15 protein-coding genes are annotated in these 19217 nt (G+C 51.1%); 13 read left to right on the forward strand and 2 right to left on the reverse strand.

Annotated features, from left to right (window positions below):
* Both FBF61_RS34425 and FBF61_RS02790 read right to left on the reverse strand, forming a co-directional pair.
* Positions 1-153 (reverse strand): hypothetical protein, encoded by a 153-nt coding sequence (locus tag FBF61_RS34425; RefSeq protein WP_166444404.1) that lies wholly within the window; start codon positions 151-153, stop codon positions 1-3.
* Positions 154-179: 26 nt separating this feature from the next.
* On the reverse strand, positions 180-1670 hold the full coding sequence (locus FBF61_RS02790) for an alpha-amylase (protein WP_138475637.1): 1491 nt from the start codon (positions 1668-1670) through the stop codon (positions 180-182).
* Between the two features lie 159 nt (positions 1671-1829).
* On the opposite strand from FBF61_RS02790, the gene FBF61_RS02795 reads away from it, so the two are divergent.
* From FBF61_RS02795 to FBF61_RS02855, 13 genes are all read left to right on the forward strand, one after another.
* Positions 1830-2645, forward strand: a complete 816-nt coding sequence (locus FBF61_RS02795) for a transglutaminase domain-containing protein (protein ID WP_229214891.1) — start codon at positions 1830-1832, stop codon at positions 2643-2645.
* Between the two features lie 31 nt (positions 2646-2676).
* Positions 2677-3780, forward strand: coding sequence for an AI-2E family transporter (locus tag FBF61_RS02800; RefSeq protein WP_138475639.1), 1104 nt, complete (start codon positions 2677-2679; stop codon positions 3778-3780).
* Between the two features lie 121 nt (positions 3781-3901).
* Positions 3902-6151: an ATP-binding cassette domain-containing protein gene (locus tag FBF61_RS02805; RefSeq protein WP_138475640.1), complete on the forward strand. Its 2250-nt coding sequence runs from the start codon at positions 3902-3904 to the stop codon at positions 6149-6151.
* A 308-nt stretch (positions 6152-6459) separates the two neighbouring features.
* Positions 6460-9603 (forward strand): SusC/RagA family TonB-linked outer membrane protein, encoded by a 3144-nt coding sequence (locus FBF61_RS02810; protein ID WP_310590258.1) that lies wholly within the window; start codon positions 6460-6462, stop codon positions 9601-9603.
* 14 nt (positions 9604-9617) lie between these two features.
* The gene (locus FBF61_RS02815) at positions 9618-11096 is read left to right on the forward strand and encodes a RagB/SusD family nutrient uptake outer membrane protein (protein WP_138475642.1); all 1479 of its coding nucleotides are present in this window, start codon (positions 9618-9620) and stop codon (positions 11094-11096) included.
* A 44-nt stretch (positions 11097-11140) separates the two neighbouring features.
* A complete protein-coding gene (locus FBF61_RS02820) occupies positions 11141-11905 on the forward strand; it encodes a phytanoyl-CoA dioxygenase family protein (RefSeq protein ID WP_138475643.1) in 765 nt (254 codons plus the stop codon).
* A gap of 39 nt (positions 11906-11944) precedes the next feature.
* Positions 11945-13003, forward strand: coding sequence for an exo-alpha-sialidase (locus tag FBF61_RS02825; protein WP_138475644.1), 1059 nt, complete (start codon positions 11945-11947; stop codon positions 13001-13003).
* A 30-nt stretch (positions 13004-13033) separates the two neighbouring features.
* Positions 13034-14296, forward strand: coding sequence for a spinster family MFS transporter (locus tag FBF61_RS02830; protein WP_138475645.1), 1263 nt, complete (start codon positions 13034-13036; stop codon positions 14294-14296).
* Positions 14293-15411 carry a sialidase family protein gene (locus tag FBF61_RS02835; RefSeq protein WP_138475646.1) on the forward strand — a complete coding sequence of 373 codons (1119 nt, stop codon included), beginning with the start codon at positions 14293-14295 and terminating at the stop codon, positions 15409-15411. The genes FBF61_RS02830 and FBF61_RS02835 overlap by 4 nt, the downstream gene beginning before the upstream one ends.
* Before the next feature lie 25 nt (positions 15412-15436).
* Complete coding sequence (locus FBF61_RS02840) at positions 15437-16642, forward strand: sialidase family protein (RefSeq protein ID WP_138475647.1); 1206 nt, start codon at positions 15437-15439, stop codon at positions 16640-16642.
* A gap of 48 nt (positions 16643-16690) precedes the next feature.
* Positions 16691-17383 carry a GDSL-type esterase/lipase family protein gene (locus FBF61_RS02845; protein ID WP_138475648.1) on the forward strand — a complete coding sequence of 231 codons (693 nt, stop codon included), beginning with the start codon at positions 16691-16693 and terminating at the stop codon, positions 17381-17383.
* Positions 17384-17406: 23 nt separating this feature from the next.
* Positions 17407-18195, forward strand: coding sequence for an SDR family oxidoreductase (locus FBF61_RS02850; protein ID WP_138475649.1), 789 nt, complete (start codon positions 17407-17409; stop codon positions 18193-18195).
* Between the two features lie 41 nt (positions 18196-18236).
* Positions 18237-19199 (forward strand): hypothetical protein, encoded by a 963-nt coding sequence (locus FBF61_RS02855; protein WP_138475650.1) that lies wholly within the window; start codon positions 18237-18239, stop codon positions 19197-19199.
* The last annotated feature ends 18 nt before the right edge of the window (positions 19200-19217 follow it).

The following is a 19217-nucleotide window of genomic DNA, read 5'->3' on the forward strand; positions in this document are numbered from 1 at the left end:
TTACTCCTGCAAAAGTATCCTGGCATCCTTGACGAGCTGAGCGGTACTGGTTGCGGTAGTACCGTCGTACATACCCCTTAGTACCGCCCAAGCGTTTACAAGCCGGTCAATCCTGGAATTTTGTAACAAGTTATAGTCCAGGACTTCCGGCACCGGAACATTAAATTAACCCCGGCTCCCTAGTCTCTCTTTTCTGCCCAAACCGAAACTGACCTGCTTTTGACAGGAAAATCAGCCCACCCGTCGGGTTGGATCGTAATCTGCTGATCGCAGTGTCCCAGATAATCCACAAATACCTTTCCCGCATGACGTTCGCCCATGCGCATGGATTTCGACTGATCTTCTCCGGCACATACCACCACCGCACAGCCCGAAGTTTCATGTTCGTCGTCGCCTTCCCTCACCCAGCCGATACAGTCCGGCGCATCAAAATAGTCGTTCTGCGGGCCGTATGCAATGTGTTTTCTGACATAAAGCAAGGTTTCCAGGCCTTCCAGTTTTGCCAGGGTAATGTCGTGTTCTTGCCCATCGTTACCGGTGTCCGTGTATTGAGAACCGTATAGGTCGCTGTAAAATATACACGGATAACCCGCTTCCCGCAGCAGGATCAGCGCGTAAGCCAGTGGCCTGAACCACAGCTCTACCGTCTGTTCCAGCGACTGTAACGGTTGCGTATCATGGTTTTCCACCAATGTAACGGCCAGTGCGGGATTGGTTTGTACCAGGGTATCGTCAAAAATTGTCCGCAGGTCATACGCTTCTACTTCTTTGGATGCCCTGAAAAAACTCGCCTGCAGCGGCGCGTCGAACAGGGAAATGCGGCCTTCGGTAGCGGCAATGTACTCATGCATCGAATGCAGGTCGTAGGGTGCCCAGTATTCGCCTACGGCATAAAATTCCCTGTTATATTTTCCGCGGAGATGGTCCAGCCACTCGTTAAAAAACTGCGGGTCCATATGTTTGATGGCGTCCAGCCGGAAACCGTCCATACCCGCTGTTTCGTAAAACCATTCGCCCCAGCGTTTCAATTCCTCCCGCACATGCGGATTCCTGAATTCCACATCCGAGAGCATCAGGTAATCGTAATTACCGTTTTCCAGGTCGAGCACATCCTGCCAGCCTTCACCATATTGGTTCTGGATGCTGTAAATGGCCGTTTCCTGGGTAGAAGCATTGTAATCAACCCCCGAAAAGCATTGGTAATCCCATACAAATTCTGAGTATTTCCCGCCTCGTCCCGGAAACGTGAACTTGGTATAGGCTTCTATTTCCTTAGGTTCACTGGCAAATTCATTGCGGTTTTCAGGCGTCACTTCCCGCACCATCACGACCTCTTTTTCATCGGCACCGCCCATGTGGTTTAATACAATATCGGCATACACCTGCAATCCTGCCTCCTGACCGGCCCTGATAGCCGCTATGAACTCGTCTTTGGTGCCGTACTTTGTTCGTACCGAGCCTTTTTGGTCAAATTCCCCGAGATCGTATAAATCGTATGAATCGTAGCCCGATGCTGTGTCGCCTGCCATGCCTTTGTGTGCGGGCGGCAGCCATACCGCATCAAACCCTAGTTCCTTAAGACGCCGCGAATCGTCACGAAAATGGTTCCACAAGCTGCCATCAGCAGGATAATACCATTCAAAAAACTGAAGCATCGTATAGTTCTCCATCCTTGTTATTATGTTTTTTATATTTTAAATTAATGGGGCAATCAGACCCTGATCCGGCTTACAACTGCAATTATTATGCCCCAATTCGAAAGGGTTGACACATGGCACAGGATTTATAATTGATGATGCATAACAACCAACCAATCGAATTTTATGAAAATGAAGGGTAAAAGCGTGATCGTCTACGATGTGTACGCTCCTACGAACGTTACCACCATGTTACGCCCGCGACGCCAGGAAGGCCAGTCCGTTATCCAGGAGGGCTTTGAGATCAACCCGTCCGTGCCATTCTCGGAGTATACCGATTTATACGGCAATCCTTGCCAGCGTTTCGTGCTGCCGGTGGGCCAGGTCACGATTTCTACTGAGGTACAGGCACAGGTCAATATCACCAAGCCCATCCCCACTCCGCCTCCGGCATATATGCTTATAGGTGATCTGCCGGATGAGGTGATGCATTACATTTTACCAAGCCGTTACTGCGAATCCGACCTGCCCGAGATCGGCAAGCTGGCGATGGAGATTGCCGGTAATTTCGTGCCGGGTTACGACCAGGTCGAGGAGATCAGGAAGTGGATACATAGCAATATCAAGTACCAGTACGGCATAACCGATTCCACGACTACCGCTCTGGACCTTGCCCGAAACAGGATCGGTGTTTGCCGGGATTTTACGCACCTCGCACTGGCGCTTTGCCGGAGCCTCAGCATTCCTGCACGGATGACGGTCGGCTACCTCGACAAACTACAGGAAATGGACCTGCATGCCTGGTTTGAGGTTTATATCGGCGGTGAATGGTATGCATTCGATGCTGTGCAGGAGCAGACCGAAGGTTACCGCATCGAGATCGCCCATGGCAGGGATGCGGCCGACGTGGCCATGGTAACCCAGTACGGAAATGCTACATTGAAATCCCTGCATGTGGAAGTCCAGTTGATGGAGCCCGAGCCGGGACAGGCACCGGCTCAGCAATAACCTGTTTTAACCAAAATCATTTCTACTGCAAATGAATCATTTACCGTTGACAGTCAGGCGTTCGATCGAGTTGCTGGGGCTGGTATTGATTGTCGCTATTCTTGCTGTCGGCAGCGAAGTGATCATGCCTGTTATCATGGCTTTTTTCATCAGCCTCGTGCTGTTGCCTGCATATCGTTTTCTCACAAGATACAAGGTACCCGAGGCCCTGGCGATCGTTTTGCCGATTCTTCTTCTGGCAGTGATGCTGGCGCTTATCGTCTGGTTTTTCTCTGCCCAGATACGTCTGCTGGTAATGGATTTCCCGCAGATACAAAAGAATGTCAGTACGCACCTGGCCAGTCTGAGCAACTGGATCTATTCCATTACAAGCTATTCCGGTGAGGAACAGGTGGAATTTATCAATAAAAACACCAAAGACCTGCTGATGTTCGCCGGCCAGCGGGCCAGCGGCGCGGCGCTGACGATCGGCTCCGTTTTTGTGTTTTTCGGGCTTTTGCCGATTTACATATACCTGATCCTTTTTTATAAAAGCATCCTGCTGCGGTTTGTTTTCATGTGGTTTGAAGAAGGCGATCATGAGAAAGTGAAGGGGGCGATCTATGAAACCGAATCGATCATCAAAAATTATCTGGTAGGCCTTTTGATCCAGGTTACTTATATGACTGTGCTGTTGGGCATAGTTTTGACGGTCATCGGCATCAAGCATGCCCTGCTGATCGGCGTGATCTTCGCCTTTTTGAACCTCATACCTTATGTAGGGGCACTATTGGGGAATATTATCGGCGTACTGATCACATTGACGTCTTCTACCGAGCTCTGGCCGATCCTTACCGTGCTTATAGTGATCGCAGTCGTGCAGTTTCTGGATAACAATATTTTGATGCCGAGGATCGTCGGATCGAAAGTCAAAATCAATGCGTTTTTTGCTATTCTCGGTGTGATCGTCGGCGGCAACATCGCCGGTGTGGCAGGGATGTTCCTCTCGATGCCGATCATCGCAGTGTTGAAAGTCGTTTTCGACAGGACCGAAATGTTCAGGCAGTGGGGCGTGCTGCTGGGGGATGAAAGGCCTTCCCGCAGCCCGATGACCTTCCCTATTTTCAGAAAAAAAATCAGGGTCACAGGCAAATAAAAATTCTTTTTTCAATACAAACGAACCCGGCATAGCACATGTCCGGGTTTGTTTGTTTTCGCCATTATGCCTAGGTTGCCGGACTTTTTTGTCAAACTCATAAAAACCATCCAGAACGATTATGTATCAGGAGTATATCGAAATCCGGGGTGCGCGTGAAAATAATCTCAAAGCTGTTTCACTGAGGATCCCCAAACGTAAGATCACCATTTTTACAGGTGTGTCCGGCTCGGGCAAATCCTCTATTGTTTTTGATACGATCGCTACCGAGGCACAGCGGCAGCTGAACGAAAATTTCAGCATGTTTATCCGTAATTTCCTGCCAAGGTATGCGCCGCCCCAGGCCGACGCCATCGAAAACCTGAGCATGGCCGTGGTAGTGGACCAGAAAAGACTGGGCGGAAATTCACATTCCACCATGGGCACCATTACCGATATTTCCCCGGTGCTGCGCCTGTTGTTCTCGCGCATCGGCCAGCCTCATATCGGTTATTCCAATGCGTTTTCCTTTAATGATCCCCAGGGCATGTGCCCGGAATGCAACGGAATCGGCAAGAAAATGGGTGTTGTATCGGATTCTTTTCTGGATATGTCAAAATCGCTGAACGAAGGTGCGGTACAAGTGCCCGTATTTGCCACCTGGGAGCGCAGCGCCTACGCCAGTTCCGGTTTTTTTGATAATGATAAAAAACTGTCTGATTTCACACCCGAAGAAATGGACCTGCTTCTCTACGGCAAAAACCTGAAATTCAAACTGCAGATCGGCGGCGGCTCCATGAACGCCAGTTACGCCGGGATCATCGAAAAATTTGAAAAATCATACATCAAACGGGACCTTAAAACCTTATCCGAGCGAACCCAGAAAATGGTAGCGCCCTACATTGCGATGGGCCCCTGTACTTCCTGCAAAGGCGCACGACTGAGCCAGGCCGCACTCGGTTGTAAGATCAATGGCAAGAATATAGCAGAACTGTCCGCAATGGAAGTTTCGGAGCTCATCGGATTCGTAAAAGAGGTAAATGATCCCGTGGCTGCACCCATGGTGGCAACATTGACCGAAAGATTGGAACACCTGGTCAATATCGGTCTCGAATATCTCAGTCTCGACCGCGAAACCAACACTTTGTCGGGCGGCGAATCCCAGCGTATCAAAATGGTCAAACACCTGAGCAGCAGCCTGATCGATGTCATGTACATCTTCGACGAACCAAGCGTGGGCCTGCACCCCCGGGACGTGCACCGGCTGAACGAGCTGCTGGGCAAACTGCGGGACAAAGGTAATACGGTGATCGTGGTCGAACATGACCCGGATGTGATCAAGGTGGCAGACCATATCGTCGATGTGGGGCCGCATGCCGGAACCAGGGGCGGCGAAATTGTTTTCGAAGGAAGTTTTGAAGACCTGGCGAAATCCGACACCCTCACCGGAAGGCATATTAAAAGATCGGTGTCGATCAAAGACCGTTTCCGGAAACCGGCGGGCAAGCTGCCTGTTACCAATGCCAGGGTCAACAACCTGCACAATATCAGTGTCGATATCCCTGCAGGCGTACTTACCGTAGTTACGGGCGTGGCGGGTTCGGGGAAAAGTTCGCTGATCAACCATGTATTTTTAAAACAACATCCCAAAGCCATTGTCATAGATCAGTCGGCCGTGGGAACTTCCACGCGCTCCAACCCTGCCACCTACACCGGGGTGATGGACGATGTACGGAAAGCATTTGCGAAAAACAACAACGTCAGTGCATCCCTGTTCAGCTTCAATTCCGAGGGTGCCTGCCAGAACTGCCAGGGACTTGGGGTTATTTATACGGATCTGGCTTTTCTGGATGCAGTCAAAACACCCTGTGAAATCTGCGAAGGCAGGCGTTTCAAAGAGGAAGTGCTGGCTTACAAACTCGACGGAAAATCGATTTCCGAAGTGCTTGAACTCACTGTTGAACAGTCGCTCGATTATTTTCAACAGGCAGATATCCGGCGGAAACTTCAGGCTATGAGCGACGTTGGCCTGGACTATCTGACACTCGGGCAGCCGCTCAGCACCTTATCCGGCGGTGAGTGCCAGCGGATCAAGCTGGCCAGCGAACTGCACAAAAAAGGCAGCATCTACGTCCTAGACGAGCCTACCACCGGGCTGCACATGTCAGACATCGGGCATCTGCTCTCCATCATGAACCGCCTGGTCGATTCGGGCAATACGATGATCGTGATCGAACATAACCTGGATGTGATCAAAAATGCAGACTGGATCATAGATATGGGACCCGACGGCGGCACCAAAGGAGGAAAAGTCATGTTCGAAGGAACGCCCCGCGAACTGCTTGAAAACAAGGATTCCATTACCAGCACATACCTGAAAGCCAGTCATTGAGGCCGCAGGACCGGTTACATCCGGTCCTTTCATTTATATGGTTCCGGTAGTATAGCGGGAGCTCTGTTTTCCGGGCTGCCACGGTGGTCTATTATACTGTAAACCAATCAAATCCCTCCATTTGTCCCCTGAAAAATAGTATTACAAAAGCAAACAAAAGTAGAGGAACGGCATTTTGGCGAAACTTAATTTTGTAAAAGTTAAATCAAGCCAAACCTTCTAAGCCCATTGCTATGCAAAAGAGAATATTACTAAATCTTTTTCATTGGAAGCATTGTTTGTTATTTGTTGTACTGATGTGCTTTTGTATGCCCGTTACGTTCGCTCAAACAGCAGTCAGGATCTCCGGAAAAATAGTTGACGAGAAGAACGAGGCACTGCCGGGCGTGAATATTCAGGTCAAAGGCACCACCACCGGGGCAAGCACCGATGCCGAGGGAAATTATACAGTGAGCGCCGAATCCGGCACATCGCTGATCTTTTCCTTTATAGGATACCAGAGCCAGGAAATACCGGTTGGCAACAGTTCCGTGATCAATGTGACCCTCAAAGCGGACGTCGCGGTACTACAGGAAGTGCTGGTGGTCGGCTACGGGGTACAATCCCGCGAAACATTGACCACCTCGATTTCAAAGCTGGATACCAAAGTATTTGAAAATGTACCATTTACCAACGCCGCCTCCGCTTTACAGGGCACAGTATCGGGGGTAAGGGTGCAGAGCACGTCGGGACAGCCCGGCGCAGCGCCAAGGGTGATCGTAAGGGGAGGAACGTCCATCAATAACCCCAACGGGGCCAGCCCTTTATACATTATTGACGGTGTGATACGTACCGACATGAACGATATCAATTCCGAAGACATTGAGTCCATGCAGGTGCTGAAAGATGCGGCTTCCACAGCTATTTACGGAGCGAGGGGTTCCAACGGCGTAGTGATCATCACCACCAAGAACGGAAAAGCAGGCCAGACCCGGATTTCCTATTCATACGACCTGACCACCTCCAAACCGGGAAAACTGTTTGAACTTGCCAATGCAAGGGATTACCTGACCATCAACCGGTTAGGTGTTTTCAGCGATGCCAAGTTCGGTGATTATACTTCCAGGCTGACATTGCCTATGGGATACGGAACCGGCAACGACCTCAGCAACAATACGGCCTTCACGACCCAGTACCTTACTGCCGCCAATGAGCATAAACTCAATGAAGGCTGGCAAAGCATGCCCGACCCGGCAGATCCGACCAAAACACTGATTTTCCAGGACACAGACTTCCAGGCCCTCAACTATCAGACAGGTATTTCGCACAACCATAACCTTTCTATTGCAGGCGGGACCGAAAAAGCGACTTTTAACGCAGGTGTGGGCTATATGGCGGCCGACGGTACTGTGATCACCACAAAATACAACCGGTTAAGCTTCAATCTTAACGGGGATATCAAGGTGAAGAAAAACCTCAGTGTTTTTTCAAGGGTAATGTATTCGAGGGCTAAATCCAATATGCCTTACGGTTCCACGGCTGTGACATTTTACCGGAATGCGGGCCTTGCCCCTACTGCCAAGTACAAATTTGAAGACGGGACACTGGCACCCGGCACCAACAACGGTATAGGAAACCCGGAATATCAGATGAATACCAGGGTTTACGACAATTCAAACGAGAAACTCACCCTCAGCCTCGGCTCGCACTGGGATATCCTTCCGGGATTGTCTTTTGATCCTCAGATTTCGATGTACAATGTATCCAGGGATATGCGCAACTTTCAGCCGGGTTACTGGAACGGCCCCCTTGCGTTTGTAGATTCCCGTGTATCCTCTGCCAGCGCATCCAAATGGCGGCAAACACAGGCGGAAGGTGTTTTTTCCTATACCAAAACACTGGCAAAAGACCACAATCTGGACTTGAAGGCAGGTCTCTCCTATTTTGTCCGCGATACCTCGGGTATCAGTGCCAGCGGCAGGGGCGCCTCTACCGACCTGATTCCTACTCTGAATGCGTCAGGGGAAGCCACGGCGGTAGGCGGTACCGTCACCAGTCAGAAGATCATGGGATATTTCGGCAGTGCGAACTACAACTACCGCCTCAAATACCTGCTCACTGTGAACATGCGCTACGACGGAGCATCCAATCTGGGTGAAGATTACAAATGGGGATTTTTCCCGGGGGTATCATTGGGATGGAACATCCATAAGGAAGATTTCTGGGGAGGTGTTTCCCGAACCGTGTCCCAGCTGAAACTGAGGGGAAGCTACGGGGTTAACGGAAACATTACCGGGCTGGGCGATTTCACTGCCGAAGGTGCCTATGGCGTAGGTAACAAATACGGAGGCGCAGCAGCGATCCAGAACACTGTGATCCCGAACAGTGAACTGAAGTGGGAACAATCCAAAACCTTCGATGTAGGGGCTGATCTTGGGTTTTTCGATAACCGGATCACCATGATCGTCGATTATTACAGGCGCGTGACCAGCAATTTGCTTACGAACCTCCCGCTACCCCAGTCCACCGGTTTTGGCAGCGTACTCACCAACCTCGGTACACTCGAAAACAGGGGATTTGAGATAGAACTGGGCGCCCGCGTGCTGCCAGCCAATTCTCCCCTGCAATGGAATATCGCCTTTAACGCTTCAAAAACAAAAAATAAGGTTCTGAAGCTGCCGTACAACGGCGTTGAAAATAACCGGGTGGGCGGTCTCCTGATCTGGGATGACGCAAGGCAGGACTACGCCTGGAAAGGAGGCTTACAAGAGGGCACCCGCCTGGGCGAAATGTATGACAGACAGCAGGTACGCATATACCCCACGGACGAAGACGCCAAAAACGGCCCGGTTGCTTCCTACATTGTAGGTGCGGACAAAACCCAGTACGGGGGTGATGTGGAGTTTTATGATGCGGACAAAAACGGCATCATCGATTCAAGGGACAAGAGATACATGGGGAATGCTTATCCGCTGTGGACCGGTGGGCTTTCCAACAGCCTGAGCTATAAGAACTTCAATCTGTATGTGCGGATGGATTATACCACAGGCCATACTATTTTCAACTGGGGACGGATGTTCCTGGACGGAAACATGTACTCCGACGGCAACCTCACCCAAAGAATGGTGGACCGCTCCTGGAAAAAACAGGGCGACATTACCGATATGCCCCGCTCCTACTGGGGTGGCGAAAGGGTACAGCGCAACCTGTTCGACGGGGTGACGACATCGGGAAATTCGATGTACATGGAGTCCGGGGATTTCCTGGCGATCCGCGAGGTCACACTCAGCTATTCGGTTCCATCCAAAATTCTGAACAAGCTGAAAATAGCCAATCTGCGGTTTAATGTGACAGCCAACAACATTCATTATTTCACCAAATATTTAGGACTGAACCCCGAAGAGGGAGGCGTGGACGACGGACGTTACGCAATGCCTAAAAATATCATCTTCGGAGCCAATCTATCATTTTGATAAAAAAGGAAATCATGAAAAAATTGAGAACAATACTATTGATCCTGCTGGTATGCTTATTCGGAGCTTCCTGTGATGTGCTGGACGTATCCCCTACCAGCGTGATCACCACCAGCTCTTTCTGGAAAACGCAGAACGATGCCGAAGGTGCATTGAACGGAATGTATGTCAATCTGAGAAACATATCCGGGGCCATTTATACAGTTGGCGAGCAGCGCAGCGAAGTTTTTGAGGGAGGCGTTTACGGCAGCGGCCGGAACGATCTCTTCCTCAACGAGCTCAGCGGCGACCAGCCTAACCACCCGGACTGGAGTGCATTTTACACGGTGATCAATTCCGCCAACCTGATCATCAAATATGTACCGGGTATTACTTTCAAAACGGAAGCCGCCAAAAACAACGTGCTGGCCCAGGCATACGCGATGCGCGCCTATACCTATTTTGTAATGACCAAAACCTGGGGCGACCTCATCATCCGCACCGAACCTACGGAAAGTTCGAATGCAGAGATCACCATCAAGGAGCGGGCACCCCAGGCCGAGATTTTCACCCTCATCAAAAGCGATATTGAACAGGCGCTGTCACTTTTTCCCGATAACACTTTTGCAACCGGCCGCTCAAAATGGTCGCGGGCTGCGGCCAATACATTGAAAGCAGACGTATTTCTATGGACAGGCAAGAAGCTCAACGGCGGGCAGGCGGATTTCACCACGGCCCTCAATGCCGTCGCGGAAGTGGAAAAAGCAGACGTTTCATTGCTCCCCAAATTTTCAGACCTGTTTGAGTATGCCAACAAAGGCAACAAGGAAACGATCATGACCATACGCTATCAGGATCTGGATGGCGCGGCCAATAACCAGTTCTGGCTCCACTGGATCATCGACAGCGCCGTTCCCGCTAATATCGACGCTGAAACCAAGGCTTTGATACAGCCGGTGGGCGGCGGCCAGGGGCTGCTCGTGCTGACTTCCCTCGTGCGGAACCAGTTTACCGAAGACGACACCCGGAAAAAGGGTTCATTCCATGAAATATTTACCTACGACGCAGCGGGCAAGCCTACGTTCTATTCCACACTGGCGATGAAAGGCCGCGGACTCCTGACAGGCGGAACGAGATTGTTCCTGAGCGACATTGTCCTTTACCGTTATGCCGATGTCATATTGATGAAAGCTGAGATCAAAAATGCCCTCGGACAAAACCCGGCGGAAGAGATCAACAAAGTGCGCGAGCGGGCCTACACCACCAATTACAGCAAGCATATTTTCGTGAACGGTACCAAAGAGGCCAATGACGAGGCGATTTTGAAAGAAAGGCTTTTTGAACTGGTGTATGAAGGCAAAAGATGGTGGGACCTGGTAAGGTTCGGAAAAGCATTCGACCTGGTGCCTAATCTCCGGAGCCGGAAAGGCCAGGACTACCTGCTGCTGTTCCCGATCGCCAATACCGTACTGAGCCTGGAACCGAAAGTAAAACAGAATCCGGGTTACAAATAATCTGGAAACCAGTAGTAAATACCCAATCAAACATTCTGTAAACAATGGATATTGAATTTGTTAAAAAGAGATTTGAAGAAGATGGTTATGTCTTCCTGCCAGGCTTCCTGTCGGAAGAAGAAATAGCTGTGCTGAATACAAAACTGGATGGCTTCATTGAAAATGTAGTGCCGGGCATGCCTGCCACAGATGTTTTTTATGAAGATAAAAATGACCGGTCTACGCTGAAGCAGATCATGCACGTATCGAAATACGAGCCTTCTTTTGCGCCTTTACTCCATGACAGCAAGTTCAGCAAAATCGCGGAAGAACTGCTGGAAGATAAGGTAGTACCCCGTATCCTGGAATATTTTAACAAGCCGCCCAAAATCGGAAAACCCACTCCACCGCATCAGGACGGCTACTATTTCATGCTTAAACCTGCCAAGGCCGTGACCATGTGGATGGCACTCGAAAATGTGGATGAGGCCAATGGGTGTGTCAGGTATGTGAAAGGCTCTCACCTGAAAGGCATGCGCCCCCACGGACGGACGCAGACACTGGGATTTTCGCAGGGAATAACGGACTTCGGCATACCGGAGGATATGGAAAACGAAATAGCCTTCCCCGCCAGACCGGGAGACTTGCTGATACACGATTCCCTCACCATTCACCGGGCCGACGGCAACCAGACCACCGACCGCACGAGGAAAGCGCTTGGCTTCATATACTTTGGGGAATCGGCCAGGGAAGACGTGGAGGCCAAGGCTGCATACCAGGCGCAGCTGCAAAAGGAAATGCAGGCAAGAGGCGAACTGGTTGCCGAATAACCTGCATACTAAATTTTCAACCACCAATCCCACCGACACATGTTAAAAATAAAATGGTTCATATTGATGCTCCTGCTGTCAGGTTTTTTCCTGGCCCAGGCCGGCACCAAGCTCCCAGGTGATTCGATCACGGTCACGAGGGTCTGGGACAAGGAAAACCACAATGCATTTCCTGATCTTGTGAGGTTCAAAGGTTATTTCTATATCACATTCCGCGAAGGGGCAAACCATGTCGGGAACGAAAACAATGGAAAAGTAAGGATCGTCAGGTCCAAAAACAGGAAGGACTGGGAATCGGTAGCGCTTTTTGATATGGACGCCGAGGATGTACGGGAAGCCCGGCTATCGGAAAGACCCGACGGAACCCTGATGGCGATCGTTGCGGCGGGCATTTTCAAAGACGGCAAATACCTGACGCTCGCGCCTTATGTTTCTTTCTCGGACGCCTCGGGGACAACATTTTCCCAGCCCGAAAAAACAACTTTCGGCAGCGACATCACACCCACCCTTGACTGGATCTGGCGGGTGACCTGGCACAAAGGTACCGGCTACGGTATCATGTACACGGCCGATTATAAAACGGTGGAAGGAAAGCGGGTCAGGACAATGTATGCACAGCTCCTGAGCACGAAGGACGGCAAACATTACGAAAAAGTGCCCGGGATCAATATTGATGGAAGTCCGAACGAATCCACCATCCGGTTTGACAAAAACGACAAAATGTACATTCTCGTCCGGAGAGAAACCGACGACAAGATGGGTATGCTTGCGGTAAGCGATTTTCCCTACAAAACCTGGACTTATCATAAGATGGACGTAAGGCTGGGCGGACCTAATTTTCAGTTTCTCGGCAAAGATCAGCTCATCATCGGCTCGCGCCTGCACGAAGAAAATACCGCTTTCACTGCCTTGCATGTAACGGACCTGAAAGGAAAAATCCTGAAGACCATCAAACTGCCCAGCAACGGTGACAGCAGCTATCCCGGCCTGATACTCGATAAAAAGGAGCTTTGGGTAGCCTATTATTCCAGCCATGAAGGCAAAGCAATCGTTTACCTCGCGCAGGTACCGGTAAGCCGTTTAAGCACCAAAAACTAATTGTAATTAAAGTCCATTGAATTAAAACCTATGTCTGCAACCGAAACAGCGCCATTGAAAGCCGAATATGTGTTACCCTCAGGAGCCTGGCGCGTTGTGGCCTTGTTATGTGTGGTCGGTTGCCTTAATTACCTGGACCGTACCATGATCACCACCATGCGCACGTCGATTGTACAGGCAATGCCTATGACCGACGCACAGTTCGGGTTGCTGACCTCGGTGTTTTTATGGGTATACGGTATCCTGAGTCCCTTTGCGGGATTTCTTGCAGATCATTTCAACCGAAGCCGGGTCATTATCGTCAGCCTTTTTATATGGTCGGCGGTGACCTGGCTCACTGCCTACGCCACTACTTTTGAACAGCTGCTGGCTACCAGGATCCTGATGGGCATCAGCGAGGCCTGTTACATTCCTGCCGCCCTGGCCCTGATCGTCGATTACCACCAGGGGCCCAGCCGCTCACTGGCCTCGGGCATCCACATTGCCGGGATCATGGTCGGCCAGAGTATGGGATTCGTGGGGGGCTGGATCGCCGAGCTGCACGACTGGAACACCTCTTTCAGCGTTTTCGGGGTGATTGGCGTGGTCTATTCGCTTGTCCTGCTGGTTTTCCTGAAAGACGCTCCGAAAAGCCGGGAAACTGAGGCGAAACCAGCCGGACCGCCGGTGCATTTTTTCGAAGCCGTCAAGAGCCTTTTTGCAGAAAAATCCTTTTTGCTGCTGATCGTTTTCTGGGCTTTTCTGGGCATCATCGGATGGATGGTGGCCGGATGGATCCCGACTTATTATCAGGAACATTTCAAACTTTCGCAGGGAATGGCCGGGTTATATGCAACGGGTTATCTCTACCCTGCTTCCATTGTGGGCGTTATCCTGGGCGGTTTCCTCACCGACCGCTGGGGCCGGCGCAATCCCGATGCCCAGATATACATTCCGGTGATCGGGCTGTTAATCGCCGCGCCCTGCATTTTTGTGGCAAGCTACACAGATATACTACCCCTGACTATCACGATGTTCATGGTTTACGGACTCACACGGATGTTCTGCGACACCAATATTATGCCCATACTTTGCCTGAGCGCCGATCCGCGTTACCGGGCCACGGGCTATGGGATACTCAACCTCTTTGCCTGTATCATCGGCGGGCTGAGTGTTTACGCAGGTGGCTTGCTGCGTGACATGCACGTGGATCTCGGCAGGATTTTCCAGTCGGCCGCGATCCTGATGATCCTCTGCATAGGATTATTATACCTGATCAAAAAGGAAGCTGACAAAAAAGCCGGGACACTATGAAAATCGTCAGCAGAGGTACTATTCCTAAATCCCCCCAAAATAAGGACCTGCGGAGCAATACGTTTCCGGCCATGGCCATACTGCCTTCCGGACGCTGGCTCGCGGGTTTCAAAGCAGCCGAGATCAAAGGTGACTGCGCGTTTCAACATGCAGTGATGACCTGGTCGGACGATGAAGGACAAACCTGGACCGAGCCTTTTGAACCCATAAGACTACCCGCTATCGACGGAGTACCCGGCCTGAGCCGCATCCTCTATTTCCTGTCGCTCGGCGGCAAACGGGTCATGATGCTGACCAACTGGATGGACGCTTCCGACATGTCAGTACCCTACTACGACCCGGAAAATGAAAGCCTGAAAGACACGCGGATATTTGTCAGTATCTCGGACAATGAGGGCGAAAGCTGGTCTGCACCGGAGCTGATGTTCATCCCCGGTGCAGACGGCCCCGTACCGTTGACAGGCCCTCCCCTTCTGCTGGCCGACGGTACGATCGTATGCCAGTTCGAGATCAACAAATATGACCGGGACCCTGCGCCCTGGATACATCGGTCGGCTATGGTTTTTTCTTACGATGGTGGAAAAACGTGGGGCGACATGGTCAATGTTACGCAAGAAAAAGATATGTACTACTGGGACCAGCGGCCGGCAGTTTTAGCCGACGGCATCTCGCTGATCGATTTTTTCTGGACACTGGACGGCAAAAAAGAAGCGTATATCAATATCCATGCAAGAGAAAGCAAGGATGGCGGAAAAACCTGGGGCGACATGTACGATACCGGAATCTATGGCCAGCCCGGGCAACCGGCGGACCTGGGCGACGGGCGCATTGCCACCATCTGTATCGACCGGACTTCCTCACCCTTCATCACCGTCCGCACCACCCGCGACGGCGGCAGGACTTACGGAGAATCGCTGGTGGTATACGAAAAAAGTAATCTGGGCAAACAGGACAGCCGGCAAATCAGCATGAATGATGCCTGGGCCGAAATGGCCGCATTTTCGGTCGGCCACCCCGCCCTTTTAAAACTTGGAGCGTCGGAACTGCTGGCCTTTTATTACGCCGGTGACCATACCGACATGACCAGTATAGAATTTGCAAGAATCAGTTTCTAAATCTTATAACCGAATACCTTAACTCATGAAATTAACCAGCTTAACAGGCTCCGTATTAGTATCCCTTCTTTTTGCCGGCAGCGTCCAGACAAACCTTCTGGCCCGCCCCACGGAAACCGCCGTTCACGCCGACAGTGTACCGGGAGTTCGCAAGATCGAAGATGTGATCATTTACAATGACGACAAATTCCATTCCGCTTTTCCTTCGGTCATCAAAAAGAAAAACGGGGAAATACTCCTGGCTTTCCGCCGCGCCCCCAACCGAAAAGTTTTTGGTGAAAAAGGTACAAACCACGTCGATCCGAACAGTTACCTCGTAGCTGTGAAATCGAAAGACGGTAAAACCTGGACAAAGGAGCCGGAACTGATATACGCCCACACATTCGGGGGTTCGCAGGACCCCTGCCTGCTCCAACTGAAAGACGGCACGCTGCTGTGCGCAAGTTATGGATGGGCATTTGTGCGTCCGGACGGAATGCCTAACCTCAAAAAACCGTATCTCGAAACCAGTGGCGCCGTATTCCTGGGCGGTTATGTGATGCGCTCTACGGATGGTGCCAAGTCATGGCAGGGCCCTCTTTACCCGCCACATATCAAGCCCGAAATTAACCATACTGCCCTGGGAAATATGGTACCTGCCTACAACCGCGGCGCCATGTACGAAGGCAAAGACGGGCGTATATTCTGGGTAGTGGCGGCCACCGACCGGGAAACGCCTAACAAAACATCCAACCACTTGCTCATATCTTCCGACAAAGGCCTGACCTGGACCTATTCCGCCCCGGTTGCTGTGGACGACAAAGTTTCCTTCAACGAAGCTTCCGTATATGAAACACCTAAGGGAGACCTGGTAGCCTTCCTGAGAACGGCCGGGCTGGACGACCAGGCGTGTATCGCAAGATCAACCGATGGCGGCAAAACATTTACGCAATGGGAGAAAATGGGATTTCAGGGACATCCGATGCAAGCCCTGCGCCTGCCCGATAACCGCGTGCTGATTTCCTATGGTTACCGTCACAAACCGCTGGGCATACGCGCACGTATCCTCAATGCAGAATGCACAGATTTCGCGACGGCTCCGGAAATTATATTGCGCACCGACGGCGGCAACGGCGACCTTGGTTATCCCTGGGCAGTACAGCTGGACAAAAACAGGGTATTGGTCAGCTACTATTTTAATATACCAGGCGGCCCGCAGCATATTGCCGGAAGCATCATTGAGATAAAATAAACTGGCTTTTAACACATTTGCATCTTTAGACCATTGAAAAAAGCATTCATGAAGGGGACTTGTTTTCACAGAGCGCTTATTGCACTTGCGGCCTTCTGGCTGATCGCAGCCGAAGCACGCAGCCAGCAAGCCGCCTGGGACAGCATGGTGCGACCGGAGGTGTATGCGCCGCGTGTTGCCCTGATGCGCACATTCCGCCACTCGTCCAAAGACATTGTATTTCTGGGGAACAGTATCACCTTCTGGGCCGAATGGCATGAATTACTGGGAAACCGGCACATCAAAAACAGGGGCATCCCGGGCGACACCAGCTATGGCGTGCTGGAAAGGCTGGACGAAGTTACCGGCGGAAAACCTGCCAAAGTATTTCTGATGATCGGCATCAATGACCTTGCACGCAATACACCTGCAGCCGTGCTGGTTGAAAACTGTCGCAGGATTGTAAGCAGGATCAGGACAGAATCACCGGCGACGAAGATCTACATACAATCCATGCTACCGACCAATGATTCTTTCAACAAGCTTCCCAATCATTGCAATAAGGACGGGGCGATCAGGGAGGTAAATATGGAATTGAAAAAACTGGCCGCTGCCGGAAGTACTGTTTTCATTGATCTCCACAGCCATTTCACGGACGAAGCCGGAAAACTGAAAAAAGAGCTGACCTGGGACGGCGTGCATTTAACTGCCGATGGTTATCTCAAGTGGGCAGAAATCCTGAAAAACGGCAAGTTCTTATAGCAGCTACAATATATTCATTCAAGATGACCGATTCTATTCCCGACATACTGAATTTAAAAGATAAACAGATCTGGGTTTTCGGCGGTGCCGGATACCTGGGGCAGGCCACGGTAATCCTTCTTCAGCAAATGGGCGCAAGCGTGCTCTGTGTCGATCTGGGCGACCGGGCAGAGGATTTTGTCAAAAATAAAAACCTGACGAATGTGGACTTTGCCACACTGGATATCCGCGACACCGATGCCGCGGAACAGTTTGTTGCCGCCAGTATTGCCCGACGCGGTATCCCGGACGGCTATGTAAACCTGACCACTGCCACCACTCCAAAAAAGATGGAAGACCTTACCGCCGGAGATTTTGACGAAGTAAATCATGGTGGCCTTACCGCCACATTTATCCTCACCCGCGCCATCGGCCGGCAGATGGCGGCGAAAAACCGGGGCAGTATCGTGCTGTTTTCGAGCATGTACGGATCGGTTTCGCCTTACCCTGAGGTTTACGTTGACCCAATGAATAAAAACCCTTTGGAATATGGTGTGGGAAAAGCAGGTATTACGCAGATGACCCGTTACCTGGCTGTTCATTGGGGGAAATCCAATGTGCGGTGCAATTGCATTTCGCCGGGTCCTTTCCCAAACCCCGATGTACAAAAAAACCATCCGGCTTTCGTGGAAAGGCTGGCCGGCAAGTCGCCCATGGGGCGCGTAGGACAGGCCCGGGAGATAGCGGGATCAGTAGCGTTTCTGCTTTCGGAAGCGGCGTCATACATCACCGGCCAGGACCTGGCGGTCGACGGCGGCTGGACCAGCTGGTGAGGTAACTTTCAAAGTAATACAACAGCATTATCCCCGGAACTATGAAATTTAGGACAATCGGTTTAACAATCAGTTATTTAGCAATGACACTTGGCGCCTGTACAAATCAAAATACCGAATCAAAAGAATCGTCTGGCCTGGAACAACAGTCGGTAGCAGTGCTGCGGGACGTGCTGGCAGAGCAGGCCGAATGGGTAAAAGTGCATGCGGCAGAATACCTCATCTGGGCGGGACACCCTGAGGGCGTCAAAGATGTTTTTCTGCAAGAAGAGAAACAATCGGGAACAAAATCTCCCTACCGGATCGGGATATGGAGGGTACTGGCGCAAGCTGCTACCTCCGACGCAGAGAAAAAAATATGGACGGACAAGATCATGGCGGCTTTCACCGATACATTAGGGACCGATCGCATCCACGCCGCAGAAACCTTGGCGAAACTCAGGATCGCGCCCGGCCCGGAAGAGAAAGTTTTGACTGAAAATACGCTGAACAGCCCGGTCAAACCGCTGGCCCTGTATACCAAATGGAGCGTGGCCTTTATTTCTACAGATTCTCTCAAGATGGCGCCAAGCCGTTTTTTGGAAATGATCGGCGAGAAACCCGGTGAACCTGCTGACAGGATCATTCCAGCCTACGCCTTACGCCAGTTGAAAGGACTGTCGGAAAAAGAATGGGAATTGCTTACGCAGGCAGCACTTTCCGAACCTGCGGCTTCACCAGCGAGGATTTACCTGCTGAGTGCTGCTTTTACAAACGTGCCCGCCAACCTGCCGCCGCAGGCTGCCAGACAGATCCATACAGAAATTGTTAAATATAAAACTTCGGCTTCCAAAGGGGAAATATCCGAAATGGCCGCGGCGCTGGCTGAAAAAGGAACAAAGGAGGATATAGCGTTATTGGAACCCCTGCTTACGAAAGCGGAGCAGCTGACCAGTGATACCGACCGGGCCGACGTTGCCGCTGCTGCAGCCCATGCGATCCTGAGAATTAACAAAAAACAGTAACAAGGAAGAAGAAGTCTG

Origin of the sequence: Dyadobacter bucti (genome assembly GCF_005869225.1) — a bacterium.
GTDB classification, from domain to species: domain Bacteria; phylum Bacteroidota; class Bacteroidia; order Cytophagales; family Spirosomataceae; genus Dyadobacter; species Dyadobacter bucti.

Coding starts and splice junctions, on each gene's coding strand:
- FBF61_RS02850 (WP_138475649.1), top strand. CDS start 17,407: ATGACCGATTCTATTCCCGACATACTGAATTTAAAAGATAAACAGATC.
- FBF61_RS02840 (WP_138475647.1), top strand. CDS start 15,437: ATGAAATTAACCAGCTTAACAGGCTCCGTATTAGTATCCCTTCTTTTT.
- FBF61_RS02815 (WP_138475642.1), top strand. CDS start 9,618: ATGAAAAAATTGAGAACAATACTATTGATCCTGCTGGTATGCTTATTC.
- FBF61_RS02835 (WP_138475646.1), top strand. CDS start 14,293: ATGAAAATCGTCAGCAGAGGTACTATTCCTAAATCCCCCCAAAATAAG.
- FBF61_RS02800 (WP_138475639.1), top strand. CDS start 2,677: ATGAATCATTTACCGTTGACAGTCAGGCGTTCGATCGAGTTGCTGGGG.
- FBF61_RS02855 (WP_138475650.1), top strand. CDS start 18,237: ATGAAATTTAGGACAATCGGTTTAACAATCAGTTATTTAGCAATGACA.
- FBF61_RS02845 (WP_138475648.1), top strand. CDS start 16,691: ATGAAGGGGACTTGTTTTCACAGAGCGCTTATTGCACTTGCGGCCTTC.
- FBF61_RS02790 (WP_138475637.1), bottom strand. CDS start 1,670: ATGGAGAACTATACGATGCTTCAGTTTTTTGAATGGTATTATCCTGCT.
- FBF61_RS02820 (WP_138475643.1), top strand. CDS start 11,141: ATGGATATTGAATTTGTTAAAAAGAGATTTGAAGAAGATGGTTATGTC.
- FBF61_RS02825 (WP_138475644.1), top strand. CDS start 11,945: ATGTTAAAAATAAAATGGTTCATATTGATGCTCCTGCTGTCAGGTTTT.
- FBF61_RS02795 (WP_229214891.1), top strand. CDS start 1,830: ATGAAGGGTAAAAGCGTGATCGTCTACGATGTGTACGCTCCTACGAAC.
- FBF61_RS02810 (WP_310590258.1), top strand. CDS start 6,460: ATGCCCGTTACGTTCGCTCAAACAGCAGTCAGGATCTCCGGAAAAATA.
- FBF61_RS02805 (WP_138475640.1), top strand. CDS start 3,902: ATGTATCAGGAGTATATCGAAATCCGGGGTGCGCGTGAAAATAATCTC.
- FBF61_RS02830 (WP_138475645.1), top strand. CDS start 13,034: ATGTCTGCAACCGAAACAGCGCCATTGAAAGCCGAATATGTGTTACCC.